The following is a 22,210-nucleotide window of genomic DNA, read 5'->3' on the forward strand; positions in this document are numbered from 1 at the left end:
GCGTCGCACCACACCAGCTCCGGCCCGGCGGGACGATCCGCCGGGCCGGAGCCCTGTCACGCGGCGGGTGGTCCACGGCGCCGCAACCGTGCCCTCGCCCCCACCGTCCGCCCGACGCCGGATGCCGGACGGTCATCCCAGGATTCCCTCGTGCAGCGCACGGAGCACCGCGTTGGTGCGATCCCGAGCGCCGAGCTTGGTGAGGATCGTGGAGACGTGGTTCTTGACGGTCCCCTCGGCGAGGAACAGCACCTCGGCGATCTCCCGATTGCTGTAGCCCCGCGCCACGAGCCGCAGCACCTCCTGTTCACGTTCGGTCAGGCTCTGCACCGGTGTCGCCTGCGGACCGGCCGGAGACGGCCCGGACCGGATCGCCCGCAGCATCCGATCGGTGATCGACGGCGCGATCAGCGTGCCGCCGTCGGCGAGCGTCCGGATCGCCCGGGTGAGCTGCTCCAGCGTGACGTCCTTCAACAGATAGCCGCGGGCACCCGCGCGCAGCGCGGCGAGGACGAGTTCGTCGTCGTCGAACGTGGTCAGCACCAGCACCGGGATGTCGACGTTCTCCGCGCGTAGCCGCTCCAGCGTCCAGATGCCGTCGAACTGGGGCATCCGCAGGTCGAGCAGGATCACGTCGGGTGAGGTACGCACGATGACCGGCAACGCGGCCCGGCCGTCGTCGGCCTCGCCGACCACGTCGATCCCGGCGACCTCCAGCAACCCCCGGATGCCCTGCCGGATGAGCGTCTGGTCGTCGACCACCACCACCCGGATCATCGCGCCGGCACCCGGACGGTCACCCGGAACCCGTCGCTGCCGTCGACGGCAAGGTCACCACCGAGAGCGGCGAAACGCTCACCCAGGCCGCGCAGCCCGTTGCCGAGGGCGGGCCGTGGCGCTCCCCGACCGTCGTCGCGGGCGTCCAGGACGGTCTCCCGCTCGTCGCCGGTCACCGAGATCCGCAGGGTACGCGCGTCCGCGTGCCGGATGGTGTTCGTGACGATCTCCTGCGTGGCCCGGACGAACGCCGCACTGTGCTCCTCGTCGATCCTGACTCCCGCAGCCACGTCGATGGTCACCTCCAGTCCGGGCAGATCCTGTGTCACCCGACGCAGCGCCTGCTCAAGATCGGGGCTCTCGGTCCGCAGCCGACCAACCGTGGACCGCACGTCGCCGAGCAGGTCCCGGGCGACCCGGTTGGCCCGCTCGAGGTGGGTACGGACGGCCGGCCCCTCCAGATGACGGGCGGTCTCCAACTCCAGGGCCAGCACGGTCAGCTGGTGCCCGATCAGGTCGTGCAGTTCACGGGAGATGCGCAGCCGTTCCGCGGTGGCGGCCGACTCCGAGAGCAGGACGCTGGCGGCCTGCAACTCGACGTGCGCCTCGGCCAGCTCGCGGCGCATCCGCTGCTCGCGCAGCAGGGTGACCGAACTGAGCAGGGTCGCCACCTGAATGAGCAGGTAGAAACCCAGCGTGATGGCGCTGTCGACGACGCCGCGCATGCTCGACGCGGCAGCGAGGGCGATCACCAGGGTGTTGCCCGCCACGACCAGCAACCCCACCCGTACCGGCACCACGTACACACTCACCGCGGCGGTGAGCACCAGCAGCACCGGCAACAGTCCCTGGCCGGACGCCGACAGCAGCAGGACCCAGGCGGTGACGACGGCCGCGGCCAACGCCGCGTACCGCGTCGGACGGGCCATCCAGGTGGCCACCGCGACGAAGGTGGCGACCAGGTAGCCGACGAAGATCGCGATCCACAGGCCCTGCGGAACGGCGGTCTCGACGGCACCGAAGAGGCCCGGAGCGGCAACGGCGACAGCCACCACGAGCATCGCGAGGCCGGACCACTCCTCCGTTCCGACGCGTCGCACGATCCCACTCTAGGTCGGGCCGAGACCGGGCCGCCGGTGCCGAAAGTAATGCCCGCAGGTGATGACTTTCGGGACCCGACACGGATCGGGACCGTCCGTAGCGTCGAGGTATGACCAGCGCCGAACCGGCGATCCTCGCCGAGCACCTCGCCAAGAGTTACCGCCGCACCAGGGCGGTCGTCGACGTGAGCCTGCGGGTCGAGGTCGGCGAGGCGGTCGGCGTGGTCGGTGCCAACGGCGCCGGTAAGACGACGACGGTCGAGATGATCGCCGGGCTACGCGTACCCGATCGGGGGCGGGTACGCGTGCTCGGCCTCGATCCGCGCCGGGACCGGGCGCGGCTGCGGCAGGTCCTGGGCGTGCAGCTGCAGCAGGCCCACCTGCATCACTCGTTGCGGGTCACCGAACTTGTCGATCTCTACCGGAGCTTCTACCCCGACCCTCGCCCCACCGACGAACTGCTGGACATGGTCGAGCTGACCGACCACCGCCGGACGCTGTTCGACAAGCTCTCCGGCGGCCAGCAGCAGCGGCTCTCCATCGCCCTCGCCATCGCCGGCCGCCCCCGGGTGGTGATCCTCGACGAGCTGACCACCGGGCTCGACCCGAAGGCCCGGCGGCGGGTGTGGGGCACTGTCGAACGACTCACCTCCGACGGGGTCAGCGTGCTGCTCGTCAGCCACACCATGGAGGAGGTCGAGCGGCTCTGCGACCGGGTGGCGGTGCTCGACGCTGGTCGGGTCGTCGCGCTTGGCACCCCGGCGGATCTCATCACCCGCGCCGGCACCGCCACCCTCGACGACGCGTTCGTCGCGCTCACCGGCAGGCCACTGGAGGAGGAATCCGCATGAGTACGCTCGCCGAAGCCCACCGGCCCGGACTCCGCTCGCTGCTCACGCTCATCGGGTGCGAGGCGCGGATGGTCGTCCGGGACACGGCCGGGCTGGTGGTCCCGCTCTGTCTGCCGTTGCTGATCCTGTTGACCAGCGCCTCCTCCGCGAGCCAGGCGATCGTCGACAACGGGCGCAACGCGCTGGACCTCTACGTCCTGCCGCTGGTGTTCACGATGGTCATCGCGATCGTGGGCATCGTCAACATGCCGAGCTTCCTCTCCTACTACCGGCGCTCCGGCATCCTCCGTCGGCTCGGGGTCACCCCGGCGTCCCCGGTCATGGTCCTCGCCGCCCAGGCCGTCGTCAGCGTCCTCCAGTCGCTGGTCGGCATCGCGGTGGCCCTGGTCGTCGCGGTCCTGGTCTTCGACGCCGGCCTGCCCACCGACCCCGGCCCGGCGGTCGCGGTGATCGCCCTGGCGATGGCGGCGATGTACGCCACCGGCATGATCGTCGCGGCGGTGGCACCCACGCCCAACTCCGCCGTCGCCATCGGCCTGGTCGCCTTCTTCGTGCTCGGCGCCCTCGGCGGCATGTTCGGTGGCCGCGACGCCCTGCCCGAGCCGCTCGCCGAGGTCGGCGGCTGGCTACCGTTCGGCGCGGCCGTCGAGGCCATGTCGGCCGTGTGGGCCGGCACCTCGGTGTCGGCGACCAACCTGGTCGGCCTCGGCGCGACGGTCGTCAGCGGAGCCGTGGTCGCCAGCGCGCTGTTCCGCTGGGAGTGACCGGCCCGCCGCGCCCCGGTCGGTCAGGAAGCGGTGAGTAGGTAGTCGTCCGCCTCGGCGCTCCACCGCAGCCCCACCGCCCCCTCCGTGGCGGCGGCCTTGCAGAACTGGAGGAAACCTCGGTAGCCCAGCTTCTTCTCGCTGAAGTCCGGCCGCACCCGTCGGAGCTGGTTCTTCAGACCGGACAGGGCCACCTCTCCGTTCTCGCCGCCGAGATCACGCACCACCGAGTTGAGCAGCACGAAAGCCGTCTCCCGGTCACCGTGTTCCGGCAGGGAGACCTCCGGGTCACCCTTGGCGGGACCCTCCGCCAACTCGATCAGCCGTCGTTCGGCGAGATGGCGGAGCAGTTCGCCGAAGGTGCGGAATCCGTAGTCGGACTCGCTGAAGGTCGGATCCTTGCGCAGCAGGGTCCGCTTCAACCGCGACGCGGTCACCGCCCCACCGGAGCCGCCCTGCAGACCCGCGACGGTCTGCGCGACGAGGACGGCCAGCGCGTCGGCGTCCCGGGCCGGCTCCTCGCCCGCCGACGCCTCGCTCTCCTCCGGCTCGACGGGCTGCGGTTCCGGTTCGGGCAGCCGGGCCGGACGGGACCGTCGTCCGCGTGTCGGCAGGATGTCGACGCCCTCCAACCGGTCGTAGTAGAGGAACTCGTCGCACGCCGGTGGCAGCAGAGCCGAGGTGGATTTCTCGACCCCCACACCGATCACCTGCTTGTTGAGTTCGCGGAGCTTGTGCACCAGCGGAGTGAAGTCGCTGTCACCGGTGCAGAGGACGAAGGTGGAGATGTAGCCGCGCTCGAAGGCCAACTCGATGGCGTCGACGGCCATCTTGATGTCGGCGGCGTTCTTCCGCGTGGCACCCATCCGCTGCGGGATCTCGATCAACTCGACGTGCGAGCGGGTCAGCATCCGACGGTCCTCGTCGAAGTACGACCAGTCGGCGTACGCCCGACGCACCACCACCCGTCCCCGCTCGGCCAACGCGTCGGCGATCGGCCGGAAGTCGAACATCGCCCCGCCGTGGTGGTCGCGCACCCCCAACGCCAGGTTCTCGTAGTCCAGAAACAGGGCGATCCGGTCTTCATGCTCCACCCTGGCAGGGTACGTCGATGCGCCCTGCTCCGCGCCGATGCCGGCGGCACCGGCCCGTCGCGGACAGCGGCTACCATCGCCCGATGGATCTTCGCGGAACGATCAGCCCGGACCGTCCGCTGCTCGTCCTGGCCATCGCCGAGGAGGCCGCGTATCTCGACGCGGATCTGCCGGTGCTGCTGACCGGGATGGGCAAGGTCAACTCCGCCGCCGCGGTCGCGGCCACACTGGCCCGCCACCCGCTGCCGTCAGTCCTGGTCAACCTCGGCACCGCAGGCGCCCTGCACGCGGGGCTGACCGGCACCCACGAGGTCGGCAGCGTCCTGCAGCACGACCTGGACACCGAGTTCATCCGCCGGCTCACCGGCCAGAGCGTGGGCGCGCCGCTGGCCCTGGGCGACGGCCCGACGCTGGCCACCGGTGACCGCTTCATCGCCGACGACGAGGCCCGTGCGGCACTGGGCCGCCGCGCCCACCTGGTGGACATGGAGGGGTACGCGGTGGCGTCGACGGCGCGCGCGTTCGGCGTACCTGTGCGGGTGGTGAAGCAGGTCAGCGACGAAGCCGGAGCGGGAGCCGACCGCACCTGGAAGGAGTCGGTGGACGGCTGCGCCCGCCTGCTCGCCGGCTGGGTTCGGGACAACCTCACTCCTGCAGCGTGACGGCGCGCAGGAGATCCTGCCGGATGCGGGACATCACCTGCTCGCGGGTGACGCCCTGCACCGCCGTCAGGCACCGGGCGGCACCGCTGCGCGGGTCCCGCACCAGCGCCAAGGCCAGCAGCCCGGGAGGAACCCGGTCCATCCCGTTGCGGGTGGCCACGGCGTCGGCCCAGCCGAGCGCGTCGGCCAGGGCCGGGGTGACCGGGGTGGCGCGCCAGCGCTGAGGTGTCGGCGCGTCCCCGGCGTCCGGCACGTCGGTGTCCACCGCCTCGACCAGGCGGGAACTCCGTGGATCGTAGGGCCAGATCCGGGCCCAGTCGGCGTAGACGTCGCTGCGGATCAGCGCCCCGAACACCCGGCCGCACGTCACCACAGGTCCCTCGGCGGCGGCGGTGTCCAGGGCCCGAAGGCTCTGCTCGGCGAACCGCTCGGGGGCGGGCGGTCGCCGGGTCGACGGGGCACCCTCCGGTGCCCCACGGGCGAGCAGCGCCTCGGCCGGTAACAGCAGCAGCCACCGGCTCAGCCGGCCACCGAACCACCGGTGCCGGGTGTGCCGCCAACGCCGGACCGTCTCGGCGAGACCGGCCGCCGCGTCGGGTTCGTCGGCGGTGACCGCCGCGATCCGCACCTGCACGGCCGTGTGAAAGAGCAGCAGCCGGAGTAGCCGGTCGGAGAGGCCCCGCCCCTTGCCGGTCTCGGCCAGGTCGATCAGGGCGACGGCGGCACCCGAGCGGCTCGCCGGTTCGCCCGTGTCGATCGCGACGGCCCACGCCTGCAGCGTGATCCCGAACCGCGCGGACAGGCCCAACGGCCGACGCCAGTCCAGCCAGCGACGCCGGGTCGCGTCGCCTGCGTCGAGGTGCCGGGCCAGATCGGCACCGAGCAGGTGGGCCAGCCCGGTGAAGGACTCCACCGGCGGCTCGTCGCCGTCTCGGCGCCGCACCAGGTCACCGAGCGCGGCCAACGCGCCCGGCTCTCCCCGGATCGCCGCCTCCAGCCAGGCGAACCGAGCCACCTGCGCCACGGTGGGGCTGATCACCGCCCGCGACAGCCGCCAACGGCGGCCGGTCCGCGCCACCTGGTCGCACCAGCCGGCCAGCGCCGACCACACGCCGGGCTCGGCCGCCTCGACGGCCGACGCCCAGGCAAACGCGCTCGACGTGCTCCGGTAGACCCAACGTGGCATGGGCGACCGGTGCCGTCCGGCGCTCAGTTCCGCCCACTCCGCGCGGTGTCGGGCCCAGCCGATCCGGGCGCCGGCAGCACCGAGAGCGACCTCCTGCCGCCAGGCGAGGTCGGCCGCGGCCAACTGTCGACGGGCGGCCAGTTCGACGATCGGCATCGACCGGAGGTCGGCCTGGTCGACGTCGCCGCGCAGCAGCGCACGTACCCGGTCCGGGTCGCGGAACTGGTACCCGCCGCCGACCACGCGCAGCTCGCCGGAGGTTACCGCGTCGTCGAGGAAACCGATGGTCCGCCACGGCAACCGACGCGCCAGCACGAGACCGGCCCGTACCACCACGAAACGTCCCCAGTGGGTACGCAGTCCGACGCCGAGGGCGATGACCGCCACCGCCGCGACGGTCGACGTCCACCACTGCGCGGGGGTCAGCCGGGGCTCTTCCAACGTGACGCCGACCGCCTGCCACTGCGGTGCGGTGCGGGGTAGCACCCGGTAACCGAGGTAGCCGCTGACCGCACCGAACGCCGCCACCCCGAGCGCCCAGGGGGCGACGGTCAGCAGCGTCGAGGTGCGATGACGGCGCAACAGCGTACGCGGCGGAACCGACTCCGTCGGCTGGCGCATCTCCCGTCGCGCCACGGTGCGTACCGTGCCGACCGCCGCCAACACCGCCGTCACCAGCAGCACCGGCAGGAGCCGACCCAGCGGCCCGGTGCCGCCGAGGTCCGCCACGACCTGGGCGCCCGACCGGTCGAGCAGGTCGTGCGCGGCCTCCCGCTTCGACGCGTCGACCAGCACGTCGACGATGCGGTGGGCCAGCCACCCGCCCCCGGCCAGCGCGGCCAGACCGGCCACCGGCCAGCCGAGCACCGCCCCGAGCTGCTGCCACCAGCGGCGACGGCGACGCGCCAGGGCCACGTACGGCGGGGACGGCCCGTCGACCCGCTGCCACGGTCTCCCGATCAGCCGCCACCAGCACAACCGGGCCGAGGCGGTACGCGCCAGCAGCAACGCCACCTGACGCAGCCGATGCTCCGATCTGGAGTGTCGCGGTCCGGGGGTGGCCGAACCCGCCGGCCTTCGGCTGGCACCGGTCGCGCGAGGGGTGATGGACACAGCGGAATCTAGCCCGCCGCACCGGACCCCCGACAGTGCGTTGGCGTCATTCCGACGGGATCAGCCGACGCCGGTGTGGACATCGGACGGTTCAGCGGCAATACCCGGACACCGCGAACCAGCCGAACGGAGTAGCCACACCGTCACTCCGGTGCTCGTCTCGGATCGGGCACGTCACTATGCTCGAAGCGCCGTACGACAAGACGACAGCAGGCGCACCGGAGCACCGGTGTCGCCCACGACTGCGGGGGTTGGTGGTGGGCGGGACGGCCACCGTGATTGCGTTGATCTCGCTGTCGGCGAGCGTCGCGGCCCTGGCGGTCGCTGTCACGGCCCTGCTGGCCATCCTGCGAACACAGCGCTCGGCCGGGGCCGACGCCGCTGTCGATCGCCTGGCCGAACAGGTGACGGTGATCGGGCGGGCGGTGTCCGCGTTCTGCGAAGCCGACCAGGAGGAGCGGGCCAACGGTCAGGCCCGCCGGGTGTCGCTGCGGCTCGGCGACAGCTACCGGGGAGGCCAGGATCTTCCGGGCGCGGTGGAGGTCGAGGTGGTGAACCACAGCCCCGACGTGATCCACCGCGTGTCCGTCAACTATCGGCCGGCCGTCGGAGAGCCACAGTTCAGCGAGGCCGAGGCCGGGCCGGTGACGATCCAGCCGTACAACTCCTTCCGGCATGTCTTCGCGCTGCCACCGGAATCCGGCTCTCCGCTGCCAGAGGAGTTCGAGGTGCACTTCACCGACGCCCGGTCACGCCGGTGGAAACGACTACCGGACCGATCCCAGCTGTGGCTGATCGGCACCGAGGACCTGAACGGAACCGGACCCGCATGATCAACCGCGTTGTCGAGATCAGCTGCACCGTCGACGGTCGGCCGAGTCGAGGTACGGGCCTGCTGATCGCCCCCGGTGTGGTGCTGACCGCCGCACACGTGGTCGACGGGGCCGAACCCGCCGACATCGAGGTGCGCCGGGCCGACACCGAGGATCCGCGCGCCTGGACGACCGCCACGGCACGGATCCTGTCGGCCGACCCCGACCTGGACGCCGCAGTGGTGCTGCTCGATACGATCTGGGATCACGTCGATGGCGACGAGGAGCCGATCGAGATCGCCCACATCGACGTCGACGAGCCACTGCCGTTCCGGGCGATCGGATTTCCCGATGTGCAGACGGCAGAGCCGGTCCACGCCGAGGAGCGCCGGGATCTGGAGGACGTCCGTGGCGTGACCGCGCCCTACAGCGCCGACCGGCAGAAACTCCTGTCGTTGGACGTCACCTCGGCCAGGCCGCTGAACGTCCGGCCGGCACGTCGGCGCGACGAGTCCGGGTGGGCCGGCCTGTCCGGCGCGGCCGTCTGGAGCAGTGGCCTGCTCGTCGGCGTGATCGTCACCGACAACCGCGCCTTCGACGGCGGCAGCCGGTTGGAGGCGGTTCCGGTCACCCGGCTCCTCGCGGACCGCGACCTTCAGGAGCACCTACCGCGGTCCTGGGAGCACACGGGGGCGCGACGGATCAGCAACCTGCTCTCCTTCTCCGTGGGCAACGGGCAGGTGATCCGCATCCGGGCCGCCCATCGGTCGTTCGGCCCGCAGCTGCGGGAGAATCTGCGTACGTCGTTGACCGCGCTGCTGCACGTCGAATACCAACTGGTGCCGTTCACCGGCCGGTCCGTCGAGTTCGCGCAGCTCAGACAGTGGTGCGCCGCGCCGGCCCGGGTCAGCTACGCGGTGGTGTCCGGCCCGGCTGGCAGCGGCAAGACCCGGCTCGCCGCCGAGTTGTGCCGACAGGCGGCAGCTGACGGATGGGTCGCCGGGATCGCGAACTTCACCACCGAACCGGCGCAGACCCGACTGGACGCGGTACCCCGGCCGGTGCTGATCGTCGTGGACTACGTCGACAACACCCCAGACACCGCCGCCGACCTGCTGCTCGGCTGCCTCACCGGTGGTGCCCGACATCCGGTACGGATCGTGTTCCTCGCCCGGTCGGCGACGGCCTTCCTGCCCAGGCTGCACGCCGCGATGGGGTTGGAGAGCCACGACCCCGCGCTCGACCTGCGGTTGGCGCAGCAGCAGCTGGACGACGTGGCCCGCTACCAGCATTATCTGGTGGCCCGCGCCGCGTTCAGTCGGCTGCGCGGGCTTCCCGAGCCGGACCAGCCGACGGGGAGCGCGACGACCGACCTGGCGGCACCGGCCGAGCCGCCCGCCGACCTGGTGCCGTGGCTGCGCGTACTGAGCACTCCACTGCTCCTGCACGCCCGGGCGCTGCTCGACCTGCTCCCCCCACCGGCGCCGACCGAGGCTGCCGCCGTCGCGGCGTCCCCGGCCGACCGGCACGACATCGACGACCTGCTGGACCGGCTACTCGACCGGGAGGACCGCGAGTTCTGGGCCCCCACGCTGCTCCGACACGGTCTGGACAGCAGCGGACCACGGATGGACGTCTTCGCGGTCGCCACCTTCGCCGGGGCGGACACCGACGACGAGGCGCGGTTCCTGCTCGACCAGGTCGACACGTTACGCGGCGACGACGCCAGGGTGGAACGGCTGCTGCAACACCTGCGGGAGACCTACGGAGGCGCCCCGCTGCCCTCCGTACGCCCGGATCTGCTCGGTGAGCGACTCATCGCACGCCAGCTGATCGCGCGCGACCAGGTGCCGCGTCTCTTCGGTGACGTCGATCGGGTCGGCCAGCGGTCGCGGATGCTCGAAGTGTTGTTGCGGATGCTGGCGTCGCCGTCGACCGCGGCGGCGCAGTCCGCGCGGCAGGTGCTCACGCGGCTGCTCGACGAGCGCCTACCGGAACTCGCCCGGCAGGTCAACGACCCGCTGCCCGACGGCAGCACCCCCACCTCGGACGCCTACCTGTTCGCCGCGAGGATCGCCACCGCCCTGGAACAGATCGAGGTGCCCCGGGCCGCCGCCGAGGCGTCGACCGTGACGTTCCGCTCGCAGGCCCGGCTGCACAAGCTGGCCGCCGCGGTGTTGCACCAGGCCGCGACCCACTATCAGCAGACCGACGACCCGGCACGCGCCATCCGGTTGCTCCAGGACACCACCAACGCCTACCTGCGGCTCGGCCAACCCGATGCCGCCACGCAGTCCTCCGACGAGGCGCTCGGCTACCTGCGACGCGCCCCGCAGCTCGGCCAGGACAACCAGCTCGGGCGGCTGCTCAGCACCACCTCGCTGGTCCGCATGGGCACCGGCAACGTCGAGGCCGCCATCGAGACCGGCCGGCAGGCCGTCGCGCTCGCCGAGGCCGCGTCCCGCGACGATCCGGACGGGCACCTCGCCGCCCTCGCCGAGGCCCGGCGGCATCTCGCGCTCGCCTACCTCGCGGCCGGGCAGCACCGCGCCGCCGTCACCACGCTGCACGAGGCGGTGCACCAACCCGGCCTGTTGCCGTCGCTGGAGGCGGGACGGCTGCGGATGGCGTACGCCATGGCGCTGCTCGCCACCGCCGACCTGCCCGGCGCGTTGAGCCAGGCGGCGCAGGCCGTCGACCGGTTCCGTACCGCCACGCCACCACGCCCGGTGGAGATGTCGGCGGCGAGCATGCTGCTGGCGAACCTGCGTGCGCTCGCCGGGGAGCTGGAGGAGGCCCAGCACGAGGTCGAGGTGGCGATCACCATCGCCGACTCCGCCCCGGACGACCACGACGACGAAGTCCGGTTCAACCGCGCGTCGATCCGGCTCGGCGCCGGTTCGCTGCTGTTGCAGGTCGACCAGGAGGCCGCACGGCGGTATCTGCGGGAAGCCCGGCAGATCTTCCAGGAACTCTCCGGCGAGCTGCCGGACCAGTTCGAGTTCGCGTACGCGATGACCCGCATCGCGTACGCGGAGGCCCTGTACCAACTCGACGACGTCGACGCGGCGCTGCGGGAGATACGGGCCGCCGACGCGATGGTCGAGGACCTGTACGCGCGGCACCCGCGACGGATGTACGTGCTGCCGGTGATCGCGGCCAAGACCCGTGCGGCGCTGTACTTCGGACTTGATCGGCTGCCGGAGGCGGTGGACGCGATCAGCGGCGCGATCGACCGGCTCACCGACCTGGATCCGATCGGTGGCCGGGCGCACCTGGGTGAGTTGTACACCCTGCTGGGGTTGCTGCGGCTGGAGACCGAGGAGTTCCGGGCGGCGCTGCAGGCAGCCGAGCGAGCCGTGACCGAGTTCCAACGGCTGTCCGAGGACGAACCCCGCACGTACCTGATCCAGACGCTCAGCGCGCACCTGTTGCAGCTGGCGGCGGCGGCCCGGCTCAGCGACGAAGGCTTCGAGGCGGAGGCCGACGATTCGGTCCGACGACTCACCGACAGCCTGCGCGACCAGGCACGCACCGACGAGCACCGGCAGTACCTCGCCCTGGTGCTCTACCTGCGGGCGAAGGTACGCCACGAGCAGGGTGACGTGGACGGGGCCATCGTGCTGGCCCAGGAGGCGATCGGCGTCTTCGAGGTGATGTCGCCGCTGTTTCCCGGCTACGACGACGACCGCCAGACCGTCAGCGCCGAACTCGACGAGTGGCTACGGGAACGCGACGGTGGCCGTACCGACCTCGTCGTCACACCGACCGGGTCCTCGTCGGACACCCTCGACATGCTGGTGGTGGAGCCCGACCTGCGGCAACGGCGGCACCGCGTGGTGCTCGGTCGACACGGTGACCAACTGATCGCCGCGGTGCCGTTCCGGCCGGTCCTGGTGCTCGGCCCGCAGCGCAGCCGCAAGACCACCAGCATGGTGATCCCGACCCTGCTCGAATGGGACGGACCCGCGGTGGTCACCTCCATCCGCACCGACGTGCTCAGCGGCACCGTGCGGCACCGGGCCGCGATGGGCGAGGTCGCCGTCTTCGAGCCGGCGGAGCGACTGGTGCACGGCAGCCTGGTCAGGAAGTGGAACCCGATCGACGACTGCCGTACCTGGGAGGGCACGGTGTTGACCGCCCGGTCCCTGGTCGAGGCGGGCCGACTGGCCGGTCAGTCGGGTGTGCGGGACGAGCAGTTCTGGTACAACATGGCGAACCAGTTGCTCGAAGCGTTGCTCTACGCCGCCGCAGCCACCGGCTGCACCATGGGCGACGTGCACCGCTGGGTGAAGACGATGGACAGTGCCGAGGTGAGCGCCCGGCTGACGATAGCGCTCCGGCGCGGTGCCGACGGGGCCAACGCGGTACGCGCGTTCGCCGGCATCCGTGCCCTGGCCCCGCAGACGATGACCAGCGTCTACGCCACCACCACCACGCTGCTCACGGCGTACAGCTCGGAGGCGGTGCGGCGGAACTCGGAGAGCGACTTCCGGGTCGACGACTTCTTCGACGGCAGGGCGAACACGCTCTACCTCTGCGCGCCACCGGAGGACCAGCGCATCCTCGCCCCGATCTTCACCACGCTCATCCAACGGGTGATCGCCGAGGCGTACCGCCGGCACAACAGAGGTGAGCGGCACCTGCCCCTGCTGCTGCTGTTGGACGAGGCCGGCAACATCGCGCGGCTGGAGAACCTCGACACCCTCGCCACCAGCGCCGCCGGCACCGACATCCAACTGGTCACCGTCTTCCACGACCTGGCCCAGATGGAGGCCATGTACGGGGAGTACCGGGCGAACAGCATCGCGAACAACCACTCGGCGTTGCTGCTGCTGCCCGGCAACCGGGACCAACGCACCCAGCAGTTGTACCGCAGTCTGCTCTCCGACGACCTGCTGCTGGGTGCGCGGCACCGGTCGCTGCGCCAGATCAAACCCGGCACCGCGTTGTGCGTCTACGACCACCTCAGCGCCGACGTCATCACGCTACGGTCGTCGAGCCACGACCGGGATCTGCGCGACTACGCCGGCCCCCCGGTCGTCGGCGACGAGGGCTTCGCGCCGCTGCTCGCGTTCAACGCGAACAGACTCGTCATCCCGGGCGGTTACGGCCGCCCGGGAGAGCGTGTTTGAGAAGGCTCGACGGGTGGCTCCGGCTTGCTTCCCGCTCGACCACGCTTGTTGATCCGTACGCGGTTGCCGCCCAGTTCCGGTTGCAGGGTCAGGGTGACCCGGTGGGTGGCGGACTTGTGCCGTTCGACGTCACCGCCGACGGTGACCACCGTCCACAGCGCCGCCTTGGCACCGCCCTTGACGACGGTGGAGACCGCCACCTCCAACTCCAGTTCGACGCTCTCGACCTCGAACGTCAGGTCCTCACCCTCGGCCCAGTCGACCGCGGCGAGGATCTGCTCGCGCAGGCTCTGCACGGCCTCGGAGATGGTCAGGTCGTCAGTGGGCTTGACCGGACTCATCGGCGCTCCCTCCGTCGTCAGCCGGTTCGAACCGGCCAGCCCATGGATAACACGCCGCCGCCACCGTCCTCCTCGGACCGGCGGCCACGGCTACGGCGTCGCTCAGTCCGGTTCCGGGGCGGGGATCTCCCGCAGGCCGCCGCCGTCGAGACGCAACCACCGCTGGACGCCGATGTCACGCAGGAAACGTTCGTCGTGGCTGACCACCACGAACGCCCCCCGGTAGGCGTTCAACGCGTTCTCCAACTGGCCCACGCTGACCAGGTCGAGGTTGTTCGTGGGCTCGTCGAGCAGCAGCAGGTGCGGTGCCGGTTGGGCGTACAGGACACAGGCCAGGGTGGCGCGCAGGCGTTCACCACCGGAGAGGACACCGGCCGGTAGGTGGGCCCGGTCTCCCCGGAACAGGAACCGGGCCAAAAGGTTCATCCGCTCCGACCGAGGACGGTCCGGGGCGTACGCGGTGAGGTTCTCCAGCACGGTGCGGTCCCCGTCGAGCAGGTCCAGCCGCTGCGACAGGTACGCGACCCGGCCGTCGGCCCGGCGTACCTGCCCGCCCTCCGGGACCAGCTCGCCGAGCAGCAGCCGCAGCAGGGTGGACTTGCCGACGCCGTTGGGGCCGGTCAACGCGATCCGTTCCGGCCCACGGATGACCAGGTCGACGCCGTCTGCGGCGAACAACGTCCGGGAGCCGTACCGCACCTGCGCACGCTCCGCCGCGACCAGGGTCCGACCGGCCGGGACGTCGGTCTCCGGCAGCTCCAACGCCAGCGTCGGGTCCTCCCGTAGTGCCCGCCCGGCCTCGTCGAGTCGCGCCTTGGCGTCGTTGAGCCGACTGGCGTGCGCCTGCTGGGCCCGGCCCGCCGACTCCTGGGCGCTGCGCTTGAGCCCACCGGCGACGATCCGGGCCAGGCCCGCGTTGCCGAGGTTGCGGGCCGCGTTGCCGGCTCGCCGCTCGGCGCGTTCGCGGGCCTGCTGCATCTCCCGCTTCTCCCGCTTGACCTCCAACTCGGCGCTACGGACCTGCCGCTCCGCCAGTTCCCGGGCGGCCTGGGCCGCCGCCTCGTAGGCGGAGAAGTTCCCCCCGAACAGACGCAGTCGGCCGCCGTCGAGTTCGGCGATACGGTCCATCCGGTCCAGCAGCGTCCGATCGTGACTGACCAGCAGCAGGCAACCGGACCAGTCCTCCAGCACCGCGTACAGCCGGTGTCGGGCGTCGATGTCGAGGTTGTTCGTGGGCTCGTCGAGCAGCAGCACGTCGGGACGCCGGAGCAGTTGCGCGGCCAGGCCGAGGGAGACCACCTGACCGCCACTGAGGGTGTGCAGGCGACGGTCCAACGCCACCTCGCCCAGACCCAACCGGTCGAGTTCGGCGCGGCTGCGCTCCTCGACGTCCCAGTCGTCGCCGACGGCGGCGAAGTTCTCCTCGCTGGCGTCACCGGCCTCGATCGCGCGCAACGCGGTCAGCGCCGGGGCGACACCCAGCACCTCCGCCACGGTCAGGTCACCGGTCAACGGGAGGTTCTGCGGCAGGTAGCCGAGCACTCCCTCGACCGTCACGCCGCCGCCGGTGGGTACGAGGTCACCGGCGATCAGACGCAGCAGCGTCGACTTGCCGGCGCCGTTCGGCGCGACCAGACCGGTACGCCCCGGCGGCACCGTGAAGGACAGGTCCCGGAACACGGAGGTGTCGTCGGGCCAGGAAAAGGACAGATTGGTGCAGATCACGCAGACGTCGGACATCGCAGGAAACCTCGGAAAGGAAGCCGGGAACGCCACCGGCGCCCCGGTCAGGCAGACAGGGCCACGACACGACAGGCCGCCGACACGGCGGCGGGGCTGCTCACCCCGAGATGTCGTCGTCCCCCGAAAGCATGTCGCCGCTCCTTGCTCCGTACCCCTGGGCGGTTGATCCGCGACGGCAAGCGTACCAGTGCCGACCCGGCCGAGGCTTGCGTCGGGCCCGGCGGGACGGCGCGCGCACCGGGCGCGCGTCACCGGTCAGGGGCGGCTGCGCCCGCACGCCCGCAGATAGAGCAGCGCCGCCCCGGTCACCGCCACCGGCCAGAGGAGGTAGACGCCGGTCATGACCAGGAGGAACAGCACCACCCCGATGGTCGCGGCAGCGGCATACCAGGCCGGGCTGCGGCGGGGCAGCAACCGCAGCGCCGCCGCGACACCGATGACGTAGACGGTGACGAAGGAACCAGTGGTGAGCAGCACCAGCGGGCGGGCACCGAGACCGGTGGCCAGGGTCGCGCCCAGTGCGAGGAAGGCCAGGGTGGCGGTGACGGCGAGGCTGCGGCGGGGCACCTCACCGGCCACGCTGCCCCGGGCGAGCCAGCCGGGTAGCGCACCGTCGCGGCCGAGCGCCGCACCGAGCTTCGCCGCGCCGGCGTAGTAGGCGTTCATCGTGCCGAAGGTCAGCAGCAGTGCCGCCCCGGCGACCAGCCAGCGGACGTCGCCGCCGAGCGCGACCGCGAACAGGTCGCCCAGGGGTGCCGCGGACCCCGCCGCCGCCGAGCCGAGGACGGCGACGGTCGCGAAGGCCACGGTCAGATACAGCGCACCGACCACGACGACCGCCGCGGTGGTGGCGCGGCGAAGGTCCCGTTCCGGGCGGCGGAACTCCCCCGTCAGGTGGGTGATCGCCTCCCAGCCGACGAAGCTCCACATCAGCAGCGCCGCCGCCGGGCCGACGGCGGTCAGGCCGTGTGGGGCGAAGGGCACCAGGTTCGCCGACTCCGCGTGCGGCAGCGACAGCAGCACCGCCGCCAGGAGCAACGCCACGAGCACCCCGGCGAGGGCGAGTTGGACCCGCCCGGCGAGTCGCACGCCGACGTGGTTGGTGACGGTGACCGCGACCATCAGCATGGCGGCCGTCACCGCGACGGTGCGGGCACCGCCGCCGAGCGCCGCCTCGACGTAGGCGGCCCCGAACAGCGCCGCCGCGCAGGCGCCCGGCGGCACCGCGAAGTAGAAGCACCAGCCGACGACGGCCGCCGCGCGGGGACCGAAGGCCATCCGGGCGTACGTCGAGACCCCACCCGCGTCCGGGTGGCGCGCGCCGAGCGCGGCGAACGTGGCCGCCAACGGCGCGGAGACGATCACGAGCAGCAACCAGGCGAGCAGCGAGGCGGGTCCGGCCGCCTCGGCCGCCAGCGCGGGCAGCGCGATCACGCCGGTACCCAGGACGGCACCGACGTAGAGGGCGGTGCCCTGAGCGGCGGTGAGCCGACCGCCGACCACCGGCGCGACACGAGTCTGAGTCATGGGGCAACCCTCGTCCGGTTCGGCCGGGTCGGCCAGTCGGATTGGCGCCGACCTGCGTTAGATTCCTGCCATGCGTCCGCACGTCGTCGCGGTGGCGGTGACCGACAACCTGCCGTTCTTCGAGCTGGCGGTCCCGTTGGAGGTGTTCGGCACGGACCGGCGGGACATCGTCGACCCGTCGTACGAGGTGCGCCTGTGTGCGGTCGAGCCGGGTCCGCTGCGCACCACCGCGGGCGGTGCCTGGATCGACGCCCGGTACGGCGTGGCCGACCTGGTCGAGGCGGACACGGTGCTGGTGCCGGCGTGTGCCCGACCGGTCCAGACCAGTCCCCCGGCCGAGCTGGTCGAGGCGCTGCGCGCCGCGTACGCGCGAGGCAGGCGCATCGTCGGTCTCTGCACCGGCGCGTACCCGATCGCCGCCGCCGGCCTGCTCGACTGCCGCCGCGCCACCACGCACTGGATGAACGCCCAGGATTTCGCCGGCCGGTTCCCGCTGGTCGACCTCGACCCCCGGGTGCTGTACGTGGCCGAGGGGAACATCTTCACCTCGGCGGGTACGGCCGCCGCCATCGATCTGTGCCTGCACCTGGTGCGGCAGGACCACGGCGCGGCGGTGGCCAACGAGGTGGCCCGGCGGATGGTGGTGGCACCGCAGCGCAGTGCCGACCACACCCAGTACCCGGCGCCGCCGATGCGGGGCACCTCCCCGGCCGATCTGAGCCCGGTGTTGGAGTGGGCTCGGCAGCACCTCGACCGGCCGCTGTCGGTCAACGACCTGGCCCGTGCGGCCAACCTGAGCCCGCGTACCCTGGCCCGCCGGTTCCGCGACTCCCTCGGCACCACGCCGTTGCAGTGGTTGCTGGAGCAGCGGGTCCGGTTGGCGCAGGAGTTGCTGGAGACCACCGAGGAGCCGGTGGAGCGGATCGCGCACCGCACCGGTTTCGGCAGCGGCGCCAACCTGCGCCAGCACTTCGGGCGGATCAGTGGGATGACCCCGCAGACCTACCGACACGTCTTCCGGTACCGCAGCGGTGCGGCGGGCCGCCCGACGGTCACCCCACAGTCGGCCGGGCACTGACCGCGTTGACCAGGAGGTCACCGGGGATGCCGGACGTTGTCGTGCGACTACCGGTGGGCTCGAAGCCGTTACCTTTCTGAAGGTTTCCGGATCGCGTCGCGGACCCGGTCGATGACCGCCAGGGCGGGGCCGACGGCCAGGTTCCCCTTGGCCGTCTGGGCGCTGGGGTGCGGCCGGGTCGGTGCGCTGGCCGCTGCGACGCGGACGGCGGCGGCCAGGGTACGCAGCCGGTCGGCCGACACGTGTTGCCGCAGTTGGGGGAACGTCCGCTGAAACGGGTCACCGACAAGCGCCGGTCGGCGGCCCCGACTCACCCGGTGGAGCGGCTCGCCCGCGCGTCGCGTCATTACCGGAAACTTCCGGAAGTTCTGGCCACGGCCGCCACCTCGACATAACATGCACGCGCTTTGATCCACCCGAAGGTCCACGTCAGAGACACCCCACCAGCACCGATCTCACATAGAGGAATGCCGATGCGCCTCTGGAACCTCTCCCATCGATCGCGACGCCGATCCCGGACCATCGCGTTGCTCTCCTCGGCCGCGCTCGTGGCGGCCATCGCGGTGGCACCCACCCCGGCCGCCGCCGCCGAAGTCGTCCTCGCCAACGACTTCGAGTCCGGCTCGTACGCCCCCTGGGGGCCGCGCGGTGACGTCACCCTCGCCATCACCGACGAGGGACACGAGAGCGACAGCAGCCTGTCGGTCACCGGCCGCACGGCCAACTGGCAGGGCCCGGCGACCAGCGCGACGGCGCTGTTCCGACCGGGTACGCAGTACTCGGTCACCGCCTGGGTGAAGCTGCCGGCCGGCACCGAGGGCACCGCTGGAGTGCACTTCACCGTCGAGGCGACCCCGGCCGACGGCGGCGACAACACCTACACCTGGATCGGTGGGGACGTCCCGACCACCGCCGACAGCTGGGTGCAGATCGGCGGCACCTACACCCTGCCCGCCGGGCTCAGCGCCGCCACCCTCTACGTCGAGGCGGCGGACGACACCCCGTTCCTCCTCGACGACGTGCTGATCACCGCACCGGACGGTGGACCGGGCGGGCCCGCACCCGGCACCGTCGTCATCGACACCGACTTCGAGGACGGGCTGGACGGCTGGGGCCCGCGTGACAGCGGCCCCGGGGCCCCGACGGTCGGCATCAGCGACGTCGCACACGGCGGCGCGGCAGCGGCACTGGTCAGCGACCGGGTCAACCAGGGCGCCGGGATCGGGCGCGACGTCGCCGGTCTGTTCGAGGCGGGCGTCACCTACGAGTTCAGCGCCTGGGTACGGTTCGCCCAGGGTCAGCCGACCGACCAGATCTGGCTCAGCCTGGCCAGCACCTCCGGCGGCAGCCAGTCGTTCAGCACCATCGCCCAGTTCGACTCGATCACCAACACCGGCTGGACCGAGGTGACCGCCCGGTTCACGATGCCCGCCGCGGACGAGGCGCTGCTGTACTTCGAGACCCGTTGGGAGGGCGCGGACGTCACCGGTAACACCAGCGACTTCCTGGTCGACGACATCGTCGTACGGGTGCCCGAGCCGCCGGTCATCGAGGACCTCACCGGCCTCCACGAGACCACCGACTTCCCGGTCGGCGTGGCGATCGACGCCCGGGAGACCGTGGGCGCGCCCACCCAGCTGCTCACCCGGCACTTCAACCAGGTCACGCACGAGAACCACATGAAGCCGGAGGCGTGGTACGACGACGAGGGCAACTTCCGGCCGCACGAGCAGGCGCTCGCGGTGCTGGACTTCGCCCGCGACAACGACCTGCGCGTCTACGGCCACGTGCTGGTCTGGCACAGCCAGACCCCGGACTGGTTCTTCCAGGACCCGGACGGTCAGCCGCTGACCACCTCCACGGCGCACCAGCAGTTGCTGCGTGACCGGCTGCGTACCCACATCTTCAACGTCGCCGAATCGCTGGCCGACCGTTACGGCCCGTTCGGCTCCCCCACCAACCCGCTGTACGCCTGGGACGTCGTCAACGAGGTCATCAGCGACAGCGGCGAGTACGCCGACGGCCTGCGCCGCAGCGAGTGGTACCGGATCCTCGGCGAGAGCTTCATCGACCTGTCGTTCGAGTACGCGCACGAGGCGTTCAACGACGTCCATGCCGCAGCCGGCAGCAGCGACCCGGTGACCCTGTTCATCAACGACTACAACACCGAGCAGAGCGGCAAGCAGGCCCGCTACCGGGCGCTGGTGCAGCGACTGCTCGACCGTGAGGTGCCGATCGACGGCGTGGGTCACCAGTTCCACGTCTCGCTGGCCACGCCGGTCGGCAGCCTGAAGGCCACCCTGGAGTCCTTCGCGACGCTGCCGCTGACCCAGGCCGTCACCGAACTCGACGTCACCACCGGCACCCCGGTGACCCAGGCGCGTCTGATCGAGCAGGGCTACTTCTACCGGGACGCCTTCCGGATCTTCCGGGAGCACACCGACGACCTGTTCGCCGTCACCGTCTGGGGCCTCACCGACGGCCGGTCGTGGCGGTCGGCCAACTCGCCACTGCTGTTCGACGACAACCTGCGCGCCAAGCCCGCGTACCACGGAGCGGTGGACGGCGAGCTGCCGGCACGCCTGCGTACCGCGAACGTCTTCGCCGGTGACGTGGCCCTCACGGGCACCGCGCCGAAGGACCTGACCTGGCGCAAGCTGCCGCTGCACCCGATCGAGGACACGGCACGGTTCCAGTTGCGCTGGGCGTCGGACCACCTGACCGCGTACGTGGCGGTCGACGACACCTCGTCCTCCGACGACGACAAGGTCACCTTCACCCTGGGCGACGAGCCCTACCGGGTCTCCCGCGACGGCACCGGTGACGTGCCGGCCGTGGCGGCCGAACGCGACGGCGGCTACCACCTGGTGGCCCACCTGCCGCTGACCGACGCCGCCGAGGGCGACACCCGCACCTTCGACGTGCGGGTGACCGACAACGGCACCACCTCCGGCTGGAACACTCCGGGCGCCGTCGGCACCCTGAGCCTGGTGGAGGAGCTGTCGTACCTGGAGGTACGCGAGACGGCCACCGCGCCGGTCATCGACGGCGCCGTGGACGCCGCCTGGGCCCAGGCCGGCTCGGTCACCACCGCCAAGCAGGTCTCCGGCACCGACGGGGCGACCGCCGAGGTACGCACCCTCTGGCGGGGTCAGACGCTCTACGTGCTGGCCGAGGTCACCGACCCGGTCGTCGACGTCTCCGGTTCCGACCCGTGGACGCAGGACTCGGTCGAGATCTACGTCGACGCGGGCAACGTCAAGAACGGACCCTTCCGTTACGACGACACCCAGATCCGGATCAACGCCGACAACGTCGTGTCGTTCGGCACCGGGGACGAGGCGTTCCAGGCCGGGCGGCTGGAGAGCGCCGCGGTGCGGACCGAGAGCGGCTACACCATCGAGGCGGCGATCAGCCTGCTCGAATACGGCGGCGTCGGCACGTTCCACGGCCTGGACTTCCAGGTCAACGACGCCTCCGACGGCGCCCGTACGTCGATCCGCAACTGGGCGGAGCAGAACGGCGAGGGCTACCAGACCACCGCCCGCTGGGGCGTGGGTCGGCTGGTCGCCGGCTCCAACGTGGAGATCACGGTGACCCGGATCGCCCGCTGGAACTCCGACAGCGGCGGCGGTTACTGCTCCACCATCACCGCCACCAACACCGGCGACGAGGCGGTCGAGTGGACCGCCGTGGTCGACCTGGAGGGTGACATCTACGACGCCTGGAACTTCCAGCGGGAACGACTGGGCGACGGCAGCTACCGGATCAAGGGAGTGGACTGGAACCGGACCCTGAAAGCCGGTGCCAGCACCTACAGCATCGGGTACTGCGCCAACCTGTGACACCCGTGCGGACCCGTCGGCTGATCCTGCCGGCGGGTCCGCGCCGGTGAGATGACTCCGGTGGGGGCCACCGAGCACTGTCGGCGGTGGCCGCCACCGATCCCGGGGGCACCGGGTGCGGGCGTCATCCCACGTCGGCCAGACAGTGCAATATGCTGCGTGGGGACGGCAGTCCGCAGCGG

15 protein-coding genes are annotated in these 22,210 nt (G+C 71.7%); 7 read left to right on the forward strand and 8 right to left on the reverse strand.

Annotation, left to right across the window (positions count from 1 at the left end; genetic code table 11):
• Positions 1–132 precede the first annotated feature (132 nt).
• Together FF096_RS21510 and FF096_RS21515 are read right to left on the reverse strand one after the other, a co-directional pair.
• A complete protein-coding gene (locus FF096_RS21510) occupies positions 133–777 on the reverse strand; it encodes a response regulator transcription factor (protein ID WP_155221312.1) in 645 nt (214 codons plus the stop codon).
• A complete protein-coding gene (locus FF096_RS21515) occupies positions 774–1,877 on the reverse strand; it encodes a histidine kinase (RefSeq protein WP_309223721.1) in 1,104 nt (367 codons plus the stop codon). The genes FF096_RS21510 and FF096_RS21515 overlap by 4 nt, the downstream gene beginning before the upstream one ends.
• Before the next feature lie 110 nt (positions 1,878–1,987).
• Here FF096_RS21515 and FF096_RS21520 point away from each other — a divergent pair, with 110 nt between their 5' ends.
• Both FF096_RS21520 and FF096_RS21525 read left to right on the forward strand, forming a co-directional pair.
• On the forward strand, positions 1,988–2,728 hold the full coding sequence (locus FF096_RS21520) for an ABC transporter ATP-binding protein (RefSeq protein ID WP_155221314.1): 741 nt from the start codon (positions 1,988–1,990) through the stop codon (positions 2,726–2,728).
• Complete coding sequence (locus FF096_RS21525; RefSeq protein ID WP_155221316.1) at positions 2,725–3,492, forward strand: ABC transporter permease; 768 nt, start codon at positions 2,725–2,727, stop codon at positions 3,490–3,492. Before FF096_RS21520 ends, FF096_RS21525 begins: the two co-directional genes overlap by 4 nt.
• A gap of 23 nt (positions 3,493–3,515) precedes the next feature.
• On the opposite strand, the gene FF096_RS21530 is transcribed toward FF096_RS21525, so the two are convergent.
• Positions 3,516–4,586: an NYN domain-containing protein gene (locus tag FF096_RS21530; protein WP_309223722.1), complete on the reverse strand. Its 1,071-nt coding sequence runs from the start codon at positions 4,584–4,586 to the stop codon at positions 3,516–3,518.
• An 83-nt stretch (positions 4,587–4,669) separates the two neighbouring features.
• Between FF096_RS21530 and FF096_RS21535 the strand changes: the two genes are divergently transcribed.
• Positions 4,670–5,248: a nucleosidase gene (locus FF096_RS21535; protein WP_155221318.1), complete on the forward strand. Its 579-nt coding sequence runs from the start codon at positions 4,670–4,672 to the stop codon at positions 5,246–5,248.
• On the opposite strand, the gene FF096_RS21540 is transcribed toward FF096_RS21535, so the two are convergent.
• A complete protein-coding gene (locus tag FF096_RS21540) occupies positions 5,232–7,448 on the reverse strand; it encodes a hypothetical protein (RefSeq protein WP_155221320.1) in 2,217 nt (738 codons plus the stop codon). The two genes, FF096_RS21535 and FF096_RS21540, sit on opposite strands and share 17 nt — an antisense overlap.
• 374 nt (positions 7,449–7,822) lie before the next feature.
• On the opposite strand from FF096_RS21540, the gene FF096_RS26400 reads away from it, so the two are divergent.
• Positions 7,823–8,380 carry a hypothetical protein gene (locus FF096_RS26400; protein ID WP_196222602.1) on the forward strand — a complete coding sequence of 186 codons (558 nt, stop codon included), beginning with the start codon at positions 7,823–7,825 and terminating at the stop codon, positions 8,378–8,380.
• On the forward strand, positions 8,377–13,494 hold the full coding sequence (locus tag FF096_RS21545; RefSeq protein ID WP_196222603.1) for a type IV secretory system conjugative DNA transfer family protein: 5,118 nt from the start codon (positions 8,377–8,379) through the stop codon (positions 13,492–13,494). The genes FF096_RS26400 and FF096_RS21545 overlap by 4 nt, the downstream gene beginning before the upstream one ends.
• Here FF096_RS21545 and FF096_RS21550 read toward each other — a convergent pair.
• The 3 genes from FF096_RS21550 to FF096_RS21560 form a co-directional block, all read right to left on the reverse strand.
• The gene (locus FF096_RS21550) at positions 13,467–13,835 is read right to left on the reverse strand and encodes a trypco2 family protein (RefSeq protein ID WP_155221323.1); all 369 of its coding nucleotides are present in this window, start codon (positions 13,833–13,835) and stop codon (positions 13,467–13,469) included. The two genes, FF096_RS21545 and FF096_RS21550, sit on opposite strands and share 28 nt — an antisense overlap.
• 102 nt (positions 13,836–13,937) lie before the next feature.
• The gene (gene abc-f, locus FF096_RS21555; protein WP_155221325.1) at positions 13,938–15,575 is read right to left on the reverse strand and encodes a ribosomal protection-like ABC-F family protein; all 1,638 of its coding nucleotides are present in this window, start codon (positions 15,573–15,575) and stop codon (positions 13,938–13,940) included.
• A 258-nt stretch (positions 15,576–15,833) separates the two neighbouring features.
• Positions 15,834–17,105: an amino acid permease gene (locus tag FF096_RS21560; protein WP_155221327.1), complete on the reverse strand. Its 1,272-nt coding sequence runs from the start codon at positions 17,103–17,105 to the stop codon at positions 15,834–15,836.
• Positions 17,106–17,175: 70 nt separating this feature from the next.
• Between FF096_RS21560 and FF096_RS21565 the strand changes: the two genes are divergently transcribed.
• Entirely contained in the window at positions 17,176–18,183 is a 1,008-nt protein-coding gene (locus FF096_RS21565; RefSeq protein WP_155221329.1) for a GlxA family transcriptional regulator, read from the forward strand.
• Positions 18,184–18,251: 68 nt separating this feature from the next.
• On the opposite strand, the gene FF096_RS21570 is transcribed toward FF096_RS21565, so the two are convergent.
• A complete protein-coding gene (locus FF096_RS21570) occupies positions 18,252–18,530 on the reverse strand; it encodes a hypothetical protein (protein ID WP_196222604.1) in 279 nt (92 codons plus the stop codon).
• A gap of 126 nt (positions 18,531–18,656) precedes the next feature.
• Here FF096_RS21570 and FF096_RS21575 point away from each other — a divergent pair, with 126 nt between their 5' ends.
• Complete coding sequence (locus tag FF096_RS21575; RefSeq protein WP_196222605.1) at positions 18,657–22,028, forward strand: endo-1,4-beta-xylanase; 3,372 nt, start codon at positions 18,657–18,659, stop codon at positions 22,026–22,028.
• Positions 22,029–22,210: the final 182 nt, after the last annotated feature.

It is taken from the genome of Micromonospora sp. CP22 (assembly GCF_009712475.1).
Lineage (GTDB): Bacteria > Actinomycetota > Actinomycetes > Mycobacteriales > Micromonosporaceae > Micromonospora.